This window comes from Pseudomonas sp. Sample_11, assembly GCF_004307505.1.
GTDB lineage: Bacteria > Pseudomonadota > Gammaproteobacteria > Pseudomonadales > Pseudomonadaceae > Aquipseudomonas > Aquipseudomonas atacamensis.
The window spans coordinates 1-12,355 of sequence record NZ_RCOD01000064.1; the positions used below are offsets into that span (position 1 = coordinate 1).

Annotated in this window: 11 protein-coding genes; 5 read left to right on the forward strand and 6 right to left on the reverse strand. The window is 60.9% G+C overall.

The features are described 5' to 3' along the window. The first annotated feature begins 478 nt into the window (after positions 1-478). Complete coding sequence (locus D8U60_RS17685; RefSeq protein WP_122612103.1) at positions 479-1,333, forward strand: DUF2242 domain-containing protein; 855 nt, start codon at positions 479-481, stop codon at positions 1,331-1,333. Positions 1,334-1,721: 388 nt separating this feature from the next. On the opposite strand, the gene D8U60_RS17695 is transcribed toward D8U60_RS17685, so the two are convergent. Further along, a complete protein-coding gene (locus tag D8U60_RS17695) occupies positions 1,722-2,762 on the reverse strand; it encodes an AraC family transcriptional regulator (protein ID WP_130900602.1) in 1,041 nt (346 codons plus the stop codon). Positions 2,763-2,765: 3 nt separating this feature from the next. Continuing rightward, the gene (locus D8U60_RS17700) at positions 2,766-3,896 is read right to left on the reverse strand and encodes a nitrilase-related carbon-nitrogen hydrolase (protein ID WP_122612106.1); all 1,131 of its coding nucleotides are present in this window, start codon (positions 3,894-3,896) and stop codon (positions 2,766-2,768) included. 207 nt (positions 3,897-4,103) lie between these two features. On the opposite strand from D8U60_RS17700, the gene D8U60_RS17705 reads away from it, so the two are divergent. Both D8U60_RS17705 and D8U60_RS17710 read left to right on the forward strand, forming a co-directional pair. Further along, entirely contained in the window at positions 4,104-6,143 is a 2,040-nt protein-coding gene (locus D8U60_RS17705) for an NADPH-dependent 2,4-dienoyl-CoA reductase (RefSeq protein WP_130900603.1), read from the forward strand. 125 nt (positions 6,144-6,268) lie between these two features. Further along, positions 6,269-7,192 (forward strand): pyridoxal-phosphate dependent enzyme, encoded by a 924-nt coding sequence (locus tag D8U60_RS17710; protein WP_130900604.1) that lies wholly within the window; start codon positions 6,269-6,271, stop codon positions 7,190-7,192. Positions 7,193-7,333: 141 nt separating this feature from the next. Here the strand turns inward: D8U60_RS17710 and D8U60_RS27685 are convergent, their stop codons facing one another. Further along, a complete protein-coding gene (locus tag D8U60_RS27685) occupies positions 7,334-7,696 on the reverse strand; it encodes a hypothetical protein (protein WP_241663551.1) in 363 nt (120 codons plus the stop codon). On the opposite strand from D8U60_RS27685, the gene D8U60_RS17720 reads away from it, so the two are divergent. After that, complete coding sequence (locus D8U60_RS17720) at positions 7,674-8,015, forward strand: hypothetical protein (protein WP_016770552.1); 342 nt, start codon at positions 7,674-7,676, stop codon at positions 8,013-8,015. The two genes, D8U60_RS27685 and D8U60_RS17720, sit on opposite strands and share 23 nt — an antisense overlap. An 84-nt stretch (positions 8,016-8,099) precedes the next feature. Here D8U60_RS17720 and phnX read toward each other — a convergent pair whose 3' ends face one another. Both phnX and D8U60_RS17730 read right to left on the reverse strand, forming a co-directional pair. Next, complete coding sequence (gene phnX / locus D8U60_RS17725) at positions 8,100-8,927, reverse strand: phosphonoacetaldehyde hydrolase (protein ID WP_041477139.1); 828 nt, start codon at positions 8,925-8,927, stop codon at positions 8,100-8,102. 141 nt (positions 8,928-9,068) lie between these two features. Then, entirely contained in the window at positions 9,069-10,178 is a 1,110-nt protein-coding gene (locus tag D8U60_RS17730; protein ID WP_130900605.1) for a 2-aminoethylphosphonate--pyruvate transaminase, read from the reverse strand. 113 nt (positions 10,179-10,291) lie between these two features. Here D8U60_RS17730 and D8U60_RS17735 point away from each other — a divergent pair, with 113 nt between their 5' ends. Beyond that, a complete protein-coding gene (locus D8U60_RS17735; RefSeq protein WP_130900606.1) occupies positions 10,292-11,158 on the forward strand; it encodes a LysR substrate-binding domain-containing protein in 867 nt (288 codons plus the stop codon). Between the two features lie 125 nt (positions 11,159-11,283). On the opposite strand, the gene D8U60_RS17740 is transcribed toward D8U60_RS17735, so the two are convergent. After that, the gene (locus D8U60_RS17740) at positions 11,284-12,156 is read right to left on the reverse strand and encodes a LysR family transcriptional regulator (RefSeq protein ID WP_130900607.1); all 873 of its coding nucleotides are present in this window, start codon (positions 12,154-12,156) and stop codon (positions 11,284-11,286) included. Positions 12,157-12,355: the final 199 nt, after the last annotated feature.

Below are 12,355 nucleotides of genomic sequence, written 5' to 3' on the forward strand. Positions count from 1 at the left end.
CGGTTTGCTTCGCTGCACCTCCTTGCGCTGTGTCTGGCTGCGCCAGACGGTCGCTACGCACCCACACCCGGATCAATCCCTCCGCTCAGCCTTCCGACGTCGCCGGTGGATCAAAAGCAAGATCAGAAGCACTCGAGCTTGCGCTCATTGTGTAGGAGCTGCCGAAGGCTGCGATCTTTTGCTTTTGCCTTTCTGTGGGAGCGAGCCTGCTCGCGAAGGCGGCCTGACAGCCGACCTGATTCTTGGATGTACACCGTCCCTTGGCGTTTAGAACGCGTCGGGCGGTTAGGGTGTTATGGCCGTCGAGTGAACAAGCGACAGCGAAATTGCTCGCGTTGATCGATCATTTGTCCACGCGGCTTTTTCCTGGCGGTCATGATCGGTAAAGTTGTAACCGATTCTTGACACTATTCCATGCGCCATGGGGCGGCGATCTGTTGCACAATACGCCCCGGACTGTTTTCCCTCAGGATGTTCAATGTTGATTTCCACTCCCATGCGTGTTGTCGGGCTGGCGCTTTTGTTGACTGCGGTGGCCGGTTGTTCGAAGGACAAGCCGATCTATGAGCATGAGAACTTCGATGACTCCGGCACCTTTTCGCGCAATTACCCGGTAACCGACACCGCCAGTTGCGAAGCGGCCCGGCGCGCTTTGCTCAGTCAGGGCTACATCATTACCAGCAGTGATCCCAAACTGGTCAGCGGGCACAAGAGCTTCCAGCAGACCGGCGAGACCCATCTCGAGATCAGCTTCAACGTGGTCTGCGCCGAAGATGGCAGCGCCGGCCATCATGCGACGGTGTTCGCCAACGCCTTGCAGGATCGTTATGCGTTGAAGAAGACCAACAATTCCGCCAGTCTCGGGGTTGGTGTATTGGGCTCGGTGTCGATGCCGATCGGCTCCTCGGATGATTCGATGGTCAAGGTCGCCAGTGAGACGGTCACGGCGCAGAAGTTCTACGAGCGCTTCTTCACGCTGGTGGAGCAGTTCCTGCCCGCCGATGCGAAGAAAGCTGCACACATCGAAGAAAAGCCGAAAACGGATCTTGGTGTGCCAGAACCAAAAGCGGCACCTGCACCTGCGCCTCTGGTGCCGACACCGGCAGCAGAACCGGTCCCTGCGCCGGCTGCGGAACCTGCACCGGCCCCGGTTGAAGCCGCGCCAGTGAGCTCCGAGCCGGTGGTACCGCCAGCGGAGTCGACGCCGATTACGCCGGCGCCAGCGCCCGTGGAAGAGCCCGCGCCGGCCAGCGAAACCATCACGCCACCGACCAACCCGGATATTCCTCCACCGTCCGAGCCGATTCCGGCGATGCCTGCGTCGGGCCAATAAGAAACCAAGCGAAACCCTGTGGGAGCGAGCCTGCTCGCGAAGGCGGTGTATCAGTCGACAGATGATCAGACTGAGACACCGCCTCCGCGAGCAGGCTCGCTCCCACAGTGGTTTTCGGGTTGGCTTCAGATCTGGTTACATACCTGCGACATCATCGCCGCGATAAATCCCCAGCCACCTGCTACGTTTTATTCATGAAGGCTGCGTTTCACTTTTCCTTCACACGGGCACTTTATGCTCGGGGCACAGGTCGATTGATCAGGCCATTTTCATAGCGGGTAGTTGGGGGATTTATACGATGGATGAGTATCAGGAAGAACTGCTCGAATACCAGGCCTTTGAACTGGATCAACCAGAACCGGCTGACGACGCGACGGAGCTCTGAGCTTCAGGTTCCCGAGCGGTAATTTCGTCGGGATTCGCCGGGCGTCTGCCCGCTCCAGCGCTTGAATGCACGCTGGAAGGCTTCGGCTGAGGCAAAGCCCAGCAGGTAGGCGATCTCGCCGAACGCCAGTTCGGTGTCGCGGATGTAGGTCATCGCCAAATCGCGGCGTGTGTCATTGAGGATCGCGCGAAATTGCGTGCCTTCCTCTGTGAGCTTGCGCCGCAACGTCCAGGTCGGCAGTTTCAGGCGTGCCGCGACTTCCTCCAGATCCGGCTCGCGGCCGCCGTTGAGCAGCGGGCCGAGCAACTGAGTGATGCGCTCGCGCAGGCTGCGGGTGCGGGTCAGTTGTTCCAGCTCCCGCTCGCACAATTGCAGCAGATGTCGCCAGGTGCTCGGGCAATGTTCGGGATTGCGCAGGGCAAGGCTGTTCAGGCTCAGGCGCAGCTGATTGCGTTCGGCGCTGAACTGGATCGGGCAGTCGCCAAGCATTGTGTAGGCGTCGCGGTAATCCGGCGCTTCGAATTCGATTTCGATTCTCTCGGCGCGCAACGTTTCGCCGCACAGGCTCGACAACTGATGCAGCCAGCCGGCGAGGATCGAGTCGACCACGAAGCGGTTATAGGCGTTGTAAGGGCTGATCGAGTAGAAGCGCAGCCACGCACCGTTGGCATCTTCGTGAAAACTGGACTGCCCGCGATAGTTGGAGCCGTATAGCGGTTCGAAGCGCGTCAGGCAGCGGGCCGCCTCGCGCACGGTCGGCGCTTGCGCGGCGGTGATGCCGGCCAGCCCAGCCTGATTCAAGCGGATCATCCGGCCCATGCGCAGGCCCAGGGCCGGATCGCCGGTCAGTTGAATCGCCGCATGGCCCAGGCGCATGTAACGCGGGATCGACAAGCGTGCCCCGGCCTCGGCCAGTCGCGCGGCATCGAGGCCGTATTGCTCGAGCAGAGGCAGCGGATCGGCGTCGTGGCTGCGCACGGCGTCGGCCAGACTGTGGACGAAGCCCACCGACAGATCCCCGAGGCGCATCGGCTGCGGCTTCATGGTTTACAGCCAGACGTTCAGCAAGCGCGCACCACGGGCCTCGCCATCGGCGAACTGCTGGCCGTTGCTGCTGAGAAAGCTTGTGCCGGTACTCGGCTTGTCCCAGAACTGCCCGCGCATGAACACACTCATGCCGGCAATCGCGTGGCTGCTCGGTGGTTGTGCGGTGAGGGTCAGTCGGTGCCAGGCCTGACCTTCACTGAGGTCGCCGGGCTTGAGGCTGACCGAGCCCGGCGTGCTCGAACCCTTGTAGCCGCGCCATGGCTTGTCCCAGGCGCCTTGGCCGATAACCTGCGCCGGCACCGCCACCAGTTGCGCGCCTTGCTCATCGAGGGTGCGGTAGTTGGCGGGATACCAGCTGTCACTGCCGATCAGAATGCCCAGGCGTCCGGCCGGTGTGTCGACGACCTGGATGGCGTGTTTGTCTTCGGCCTGAATCACACCTTGCTGATCGAAGATCGGATGCATCTGCCGTTGCGGCTGGCCCAATGGCACGCCGTCGCGACCAAACACCACGCTGCTGTTGAACAGGGCGCCGCTGCCGGGCTTGAGCCGGCCGTCGCGGATGCTTGGCTCCGGCAGCACGATGGAGCCGGCCACCAGGGTGACCTGGAACTCCTTGGCCAGACCGCCGAACAGCGCCTGGTAATCCTTGGCCATGGCCTTCGCTTTCATCCGCAGATAAGCATCATCCAGCCGTTGCTCGCCCTTGGCCCGCAGCCACGCTCGGGCAAACAGCAGTGGATTGCTCGCCGCCAGCCAGTTCATTGCCTCCGCCAGCGTTGGCGCCTGATAAAGCTCGTCTTTCTCGCCGCTGATCATCAGCCAGGTGCCGACGTGCTCGGGCAACACCACCACGGTTTTTTCGTTGAGCAAGCCCTGATCGCGGGCCTGCTGCAAATACGCCGCGAGTTTGCGGTGCAGGCGTGCGGAGCTTTGGTAATCGGTGGGGAACAGTTCGGGCTGAATGCCGAGCAGATTGCCTCGGTCGGCGGGCGTGCCCTGATTGACGGCGAGCTTGATGCGCAGGTCCGACAGGTAATGTCCCGCCGGCCGGTCTGCCGCCCACATGGCGTAGGTGGTCAGGGCGGCAACGAGGGCCATGGAGAAAAACAGATACAGAAGTTTGCGCATGAAAACCAACAACAGCCGGGTACAGAGTGTGGCGCCTAGGGTAGGGCCCATGGCCCTGATTGCCAAGGGGCGCTGTGCATTTGGATCAATAACTTGTCAGTTACGGTCATTGAGTGACAGCGGTGCGACTCTTAGTCTGTCGAACATGACTGACGGGGGACGCAGAGCTCCCGCAACTTTCCGTGATCGCTCGTTGTGGAGTTACCGATGACCGCCGCTCATTACCCGCACCTGCTGGCCCCGCTGGACCTGGGATTCACCACGCTGCGCAACCGCACCCTGATGGGCTCGATGCACACCGGCCTGGAAGAAAAGCCGGGTGGCTTCGAGCGCATGGCGGCGTACTTCGCCGAACGTGCCCGTGGCGGTGTCGGCCTGATGGTCACCGGCGGCATCGGCCCGAATGATGAGGGCGGGGTGTATTCCGGCGCGGCCAAGCTCACTACCGAGGAAGAGGCGCTCAAGCACCGCATCGTCACTCGCGCGGTGCACGAGGCGGGCGGCAAGATCTGCATGCAGATTCTCCACGCCGGCCGCTATGCCTATAGCCCGAAGCAAGTAGCGCCGAGCGCGATTCAAGCGCCGATCAACCCGTTCAAGCCCAAAGAGCTGGACGAAGAGGGCATCGAGAAGCAGATCAGCGATTTCGTCACCTGCTCGGTATTGGCGCAAACCGCCGAATACGACGGCGTCGAAATCATGGGTTCGGAAGGTTACTTCATTAACCAGTTCCTCGCCGCGCACACCAACCACCGCACCGACCGCTGGGGTGGCAGCTACGAAAACCGCATGCGCCTGCCGGTAGAAATTGTCCGTCGTGTGCGCGAAGCGGTCGGGCCGAATTTCATCATCATCTTCCGCCTGTCGATGCTCGATCTGGTCGAAGGTGGCAGCACCTGGGATGAAATCGTCATGCTGGCCAAAGCCATCGAACAGGCCGGCGCGACGATCATCAACACCGGTATCGGCTGGCACGAAGCGCGGATTCCGACCATCGCCACCAAGGTTCCGCGTGCAGCGTTCAGCAAGGTCACGGCCAAGTTGCGCGGCTCGGTGAGCATTCCGCTGATCACCACCAACCGCATCAATACCCCGGAAATTGCCGAGCAGATTCTTGCTGAAGGCGATGCCGACATGGTCTCCATGGCCCGCCCATTCCTCGCCGATCCGGACTTCGTCAACAAGGCCGCCGCCGGCCGTGCCGACGAAATCAACACCTGCATCGGCTGCAACCAGGCGTGCCTCGACCACACCTTTGGCGGCAAGCTCACCAGTTGCCTGGTCAACCCGCGCGCCTGCCACGAAACCGAACTCAATTACCTGCCGGTGCAGCAGATCAAGAAAATCGCCGTGGTCGGTGCCGGCCCTGCCGGTTTGTCCGCCGCCACCGTGGCCGCCGAGCGCGGTCATCAGGTGACGCTGTTCGATTCAGCCAGTGAGATCGGTGGCCAGTTCAACATTGCCAAGCGCGTACCGGGCAAGGAAGAGTTTTTCGAAACCCTGCGCTACTTCAACCGCAAGCTGCAAACCACCCATGTCGAGGTGTGCCTGAACACCCGCGTCGACGTGGCCAAGTTGGTTGACGGCGGTTACGACGAGATCATCCTCGCCACCGGTATCGCGCCGCGCGTGCCGGCGATTCCGGGCGTCGAGAATGCCAAGGTCCTGAGTTATCTGGACGTGATCCTCGAGCGCAAACCGGTCGGCAAGCGTGTCGCGGTGATCGGTGCGGGCGGGATCGGTTTCGATGTCTCGGAATTTCTCGTTCATCAAGGCGTAGCCACCAGTCTGGATCGCGCGGCGTTCTGGAAAGAGTGGGGCATCGACATGCAACTGGAGGCCCGTGGTGGTGTGGCGGGAATCAAAGCGGCACCGCATGCGCCGGCCCGTGAGGTGTTCCTGTTGCAGCGCAAGAAAACCAAGGTCGGCGACGGTCTGGGTAAAACCACCGGCTGGATTCACCGCACCGGTCTGAAGAACAAGCAGGTGCAGATGCTCAACAGCGTCGAATACCTGAGCATCGATGACCAAGGCTTGCACATTCGCATCGGCGAAAGCGGTGAGCCGCAACTGCTGGCGGTGGACAACATCGTGATCTGTGCGGGGCAGGATCCGTTGCGTGAGTTGCACGATGGTCTGGTTGAAGCCGGGCAGAACGTGCACTTGATCGGCGGCGCGGATGTCGCGGCGGAGCTGGACGCCAAGCGCGCGATCAATCAGGGTTCGCGGCTGGCGGCTGAGTTGTAAACACATTCTGTAGGAGCTGCCGAAGGCTGCGATCTGTTGATCCTGATTTCAAAAGCAAGATCAAAAGATCGCAGCCTGCGGCAGCTCCTACTAGTATGTGGTCTTTTCCAGATTGTGCAGTGCCCATGCTTTTGCCTCCCCCCAACTGGCTAGCCCAAGCCCCCCTCGAACCGCTCCGTCTAGGCTGGCTGGCAGACGCCGGCATCGAGGTCGCGATCCTGCGCCTGGACCGCATCGACCCACTGATCAGTGGCAATAAGTGGTTCAAACTCGTTGAACATCTCAAAGCCGCCGAGCGTGCCGGCGCCGAGGGCATCATCAGCCTTGGCGGTGCGCATTCCAATCACCTGCACGCGCTGGCGGCGGCGGGCAAGCGGCTGGGATTCAAAACCGTGGGGCTGCTGCGCGGGCACCCGCAGGACACGCCGACAGTGCGGGATTTGCAAACGTTCGGCATGCAGTTGCATTGGCTCGGTTACGCCGGCTACCGCGCGCGGCACGAAGCGGGATTCTGGGTGCCATGGCAAGCGCAATTTCCGACGCTGCATGCGGTGCCCGAGGGCGGTGGTGGACTGGCCGGCGCCTTGGGTTGCGCAGCGATCAGGCAGCAGGCCGAAGAGCAATTGGCCAAGCTGGGCTGGAATGATTTCGACGCCTGGTGGCTGGCCTGTGGCACCGGCACGACACTGGCCGGACTGGCGCTCGCCGAGCAAGGCAAGCGCGTGGTGTACGGTGCTCTGGCAGTGCCGGATGATCACGGCGTAGCGCCGAACATCGAGTCGATCCTCGCGCACGCCACCGAGCCTGCGGCTGACTATCAACTGATCGATGCCAGCCGTGGTGGTTTCGCCAAAGTTGACCAGGCGTTGCTGACCTTCATCGATCAGACCGAGCAAACCAGCGGCATCCCTTTGGAACCGCTGTACACCGGCAAGGCCTTGCTGGCGCTCAAGCAGCATGTCGAGTCAGGCGAATTCGCGGTCGGCACGCGTCTGGTCTTTGCCCACACGGGTGGCCTGCAGGGACGGCGCGGATTTGCAGCGATGTAGCCGATGGTCGCGATCAATACATGCCAACCTTCGGCGTGATGATATTTGCAATCAATCGAAGTGCAAGTTTTACGGTTTATGACTTCTGTTTATTGAAAGTTATTGTTGTACGTTGGTCTGCGCAGCGTAACTCTATGTTGTTTATATCTTGTGGTTTCTTTTGGTTTGAATAGTTTGTTGTGCGTGATTATTGTCGGCTCGGCTCTTTAGTTTGTTATTAAAGATCAAAACTATATTTATCAATTTGAGTGTGAATATGAAAAGTCCGATCTCGAAGCCTCGCCCTACTACCACTACGTCAAAGCCGGTAACACCAACAAAGCCAGTTGCGCCAACCAAACCAGTTGTCCCAACCAGACCAGTTGCGCCAACCAAGCCAGTAATTCCAACCAAACCAGTGGCGCCGACCAAGCCAGTGGCGCCAACCAAGCCAGTAGCGCCAACCAAACCAGTGGCCCCGGTTGACACCAAGCGTCCGCCAATGCCATGGCCGACCCTTAACATCAACATCGATCCTGTGGCCTTGATAACGCTGATTCAAACAATTGGTGCGAAAGTCAATGTCGATGGCTCCACCACACTGCCTGACGGCAGCGTAGTCGCTGTAGATAAAACTTCGATCAAGCGTCCCGACGGCATCATTCAATATGAAGACGGCCGGGTAGAGTATCCGGACGGGCGAATCGTCTGGCCGGATAATACCGTTGAATATCCGGATGGCCGTATTGTCTGGGAAGATGGAACTGAACAATTGCCGGACGGAAGTGTTAAACATCCCGATGGTCTTGCGTACGATGCGCAAGGTAACCTTATTTCCGAATAAGTCATAACCAAGCGATGTCTTTACTCAAGACAGTGCAAAAAAAACACCGCTGATTACCATCAGCGGTGTTTTAGTTTTTCAGCCTCAGGCGTTTTGCGGCATCTCCCCGTTGGCCAGACGCTTGTTGATGTCGGCGATCACTTCCGGCAGATCGCTGATGGTGTCGATCATGTAATGCGGGCGCGAGCTTTCAAACAGCGCGTGGATGCGCTTGCGCTCGCTGGCCAGTTCATCGCTGCCCAGCGCGCGGAAACCCTCATAATCCAGACCCAGCGCGTTGCCCGAGCAAATCAGCGCAACCGTCCACATGCCGGCCCGGCGGCCTTCGAGAATGCCCGGCACGGTGTCGTCGATCTTCACGCACGCTGCAACATCGTCGATGCCCAGAGCGATGACATTGGCCAACGCTTGCGCCGGCCATGGACGTCCGTTTGGCACTTCGTCGGTGGCGACCACGTGGTCGGCGACGTAGCCGTTGCTGGCGGCGAGTTCGACGACTTTGTCCATCACCGCTTTCGGGTAGCCGGAGCAGGAACCGATCTTGATGCCTTGCGCGCGCAGTTGGGCGATGGCGTCCAGCGCGCCGGGAATCAGGGCCGAGTGCTCGGCGATTTTCTCGATCTGCAACGGCATGAAGCGGTTGTAGATAGCGGTGACGTCATCGTCGGTCGGCGTGCGACCGAACACCTTGCGATAACGCTCGGCCACTTGCGGCTGATCACAGAGGGTGCGGATGTGGTCCCACTTGCCCATCCCCATCGGCCCACGGGCTTCTTCGATCGATACCTGAACATCGAACTCGGCGAAGGCTTCGACGAAGATCTGCGTCGGCGCGAACGAGCCGAAATCGACCACGGTACCGGCCCAGTCGAGGATCGCGGCTTGCAGCTTGCTTGGATTGGTGTAGTTCATGGCGTGAATTCCTGATTTGAATATGAGATCAAAATGTGGGAGCGAGCCTGCTCGCGAAAGCGGTCTGACATCAGCCTATGTGTCGCCTAAGACGACGCTTTCGCGAGCAGGCTCGCTCCCACAGGGGATTTATGGTGAGGCTCAGATGTCGAGTACTTCCATTTCGCGCAGCACTTCACCCACTGCTGCTACGGCCTGGCGCATTTCGTCCGGGGTGACGTGGCCGATGCAGCCGACGCGGAAAGTTTCGACCTGGGTCAGCTTGCCGGGGTAGAGGATGTAACCCTTGGCCTTGACCCGCTCGTAGAACTCCTTGAACTGGTAACGCGGATCCTGCGGGGCATGGAACGTGGCGATGATCGGCGCCTGAATCGCCGCCGGCAGGAAGCTGCGCAAACCGAGCTTGTTCATCTCTTCCATCAGCGCCTGACAGTTGGCCGCATAACGCGCATGCCGCGCCGGCAGGCCGCCTTCTTCGCTGTATTGCAGTAGCGCTTCGTGCAGCGCCGCGACCACATGGGTGGGCGGGGTGAAGCGCCATTGCCCGGTTTTCATCATGTAGGCGTGCTGGTCGTACAGGTCCATCGCCAGCGAGTGCGAGTTGCCAGCCGCGGCGGCCAGCGATTCCTTGCGGGCGAAGACAAAACCCATCCCCGGTACGCCTTCCAGGCACTTGCCGGAGGCGGCGATCAGCGCGTCGAACGGTACTTTTTGCGCATCCACGGGCAATGCGCCGAATGAGCTCATGGCGTCGATGATCAGACGTTTGCCGTGTTGCGCAACGACCTCGGCGATTTCTGCCAGCGGATTGAGAATGCCGGTGCTGGTTTCGCAGTGGATCAGCGCCACGTGGGTGATGTCAGCGTCGGCGCGCAGCAAGCGGTCGACGTCGGCGGCGGTGGTCGGTTCGTCTTCGGCGGTTTCGAAGGTGCTGAACGACCGGCCGAGCACTTCGCAGATCTTCGCCAGACGCTTGCCATACGCGCCATTGATCAGCACGAGGATTTTGCCGTCGCGCGGTACCAACGTGCCGATCGCCGCTTCGACGGCAAAGGTGCCGCTGCCCTGTAACGGTACGCAATGGTGGCTGGCGGCGCCGTTGAGGATGGCCAGCAATTGCTCGCACAGGCTGGCGGTCAGCTGGTTGAAGCGGTCATCCCAGGAACCCCAGTCGACCATCATGGCCTGACGGGTGCGGGCCGAAGTGGTCAACGGGCCGGGAGTGAGCAGAATCGGTGCGGCGGTACTCATTCGTGTGTCCTCGCGAAAACGCTGTGGGATGAAGCTACAGGGCCTACGTTGCAATTCGCCGTTGCATCAATCAAATTGTTTGTTGTTATGCCAGCCATCAGTGAGGTTTATCCATGAACCTGTTTCAGCTGCGCGCCTTCGATGCCGTGGCCCGCGAAGGCAGCTTCACCCGCGCGGCTGCGCGGTTGTTCATCAGCCAGCCGGCAGTCACCGGACACATCAAGGCACTGGAGGAGCATTACCAGATCACTTTGCTGCGGCGTACCGCGCGACGGGTGGAACTGACCGAGGAGGGCACCAAACTGGCAGCGATCACCCGCGCCATGTTCGGCCTGGCGGAAGAAGCGCAGACGCTGCTCGAGGCCAATCGGCAGTTACTGACCGGGCGTCTGGAGGTGGCGGCGGATGGGCCGCACATGGTCATGCCGATGCTGGCAAGCCTGCGCGCACGCTATCCGGGCATCACCGTCAACCTGCGTCTGGGCAACGCGCAGGAAACCCTGGCGGCGCTGTTGTCGGAACACGCCGATGTCGCGGTGCTGACCGAGGTCGAGCCGCGCAAGGGCCTGCATCTGCAAGCGCTGAGCGAATCGCGGATCTGCGCGCTGGTGCCGGCGGGGCATCGCTGGGCGAATCGCTCCGCTGACGTGAAACTCAAGGAGCTGGACCAAGTGATCATGGTCCTGCGCGAGCCGACTTCGATTACCCGGCGCACGTTTGACCAGGCGTGTATGCAGGCGTCGATTCAGCCGCGGGTGTTGCTGGAGCTGGACAGTCGCGAGGCGGTGACCGAAGCGGTCGCGGCCGAGTTGGGGGTCGGTGTGGTGTCATCGGTGGAGGTCAGTCATGACCCGCGCGTGGTGGCGGTCCCGATTGCCGGGGAAGGGCTGGTGAACCGGCACATGATTGGCTGCATGGAGCGCCGGCGCGAGTTGCGCCTGATTCAGGCGTTTTTTGATCTGGCGCCAGCCGCACCGTGATCGTTCCCACGCTCTGCGTGGGAACGCAGCCCGGGACGCTCTGCGTCCCATCCAATAGCCGAACGCGGAGCGTCCGTTGAGGCATTCCCACGCAGAGCGTGGGAACGATCAGGACAGGGAGTGAGTCAGGTCAGGCTCTCGCGAACCATATCGAGAAACGTCGCCACCACCCGCCGCGAACTCTGTTCGCGCAAGCACACCAGGGTTTCGGTCAGGCGCCTCGTGCAGTCGGTGATCGGCAACGCGCAGACCCGTGAGTCGGCGCCGAACTCCGCCGCTGAAACCACACCAACCCCGATCCCCACCACCACGGCTTCGCGCGCCGCTTCCCGACCTTCAACCTGAATCGCCGGGCGTATGCGCAAGCCCGCTCGAGCCATTTCCTCTTCCAGGGTCTGCCGGGTTACTGAACCGATCTCACGCAGCACCAGTGGCGTGTCATCCAGATCGGCCAGACAGATCGATTCGCGCTCGGCCCACGGATGATTGCGCGAAACGAACGCCACCATCGGATCGTTGCGCAACGGCACACACAGCAAGCGTTCATCGTTTACGTCGCGGCCGAGCAGCGCCAGATCGGCCTGATAGTTGAACAGGCGAAACAGCGATTCATCGGTATTGCCGGTTTCGATTTTCACGCTGATGCCCGGGTAGCGCTCGCAGAACCGCGCGATTTGCGGCAACACGTGGATCGGCGCGTCCACCGCGAGAATCAGGCTGCCGGTCTGCAGGGCCTGGGATTCCTGCAGCAATTCCTGCGCTTCGGCTTCGATCACGAACAGGCGCTGGGTGATCGCCAGCAGACGCTCGCCCAGGTCGGTCAGGCGTACGGAACGTTTATTGCGGTGAAACAGCAGCACGCCGAAGCGTTCTTCGAGTTTGCGTACCTGGTCGGAAATCGCCGGTTGCGTCAGATAAAGCCGCTCGGCGGCGCGGGTGAAGCTGCCATGGACGGCCACCGCGTGGAACGCTTTGAGTTGGGCATGAGAGACGGACATGGTGGCTCCAGTAACAAGCTCAGCTTATGTGTGAAATACGATAAATCGATTTTATTTATTAAACAGTAATTGCTTTGATCGGCTCACGCCATCGCTGACTGCTCGGTCGAACAGCAGCGCCGGCCCATGAGCCTGTGCGTGCAACAGCAGACTCATCTGACCGCTATCGCCGAAGGGAAGGGGCGGTAACGCAGTGCTC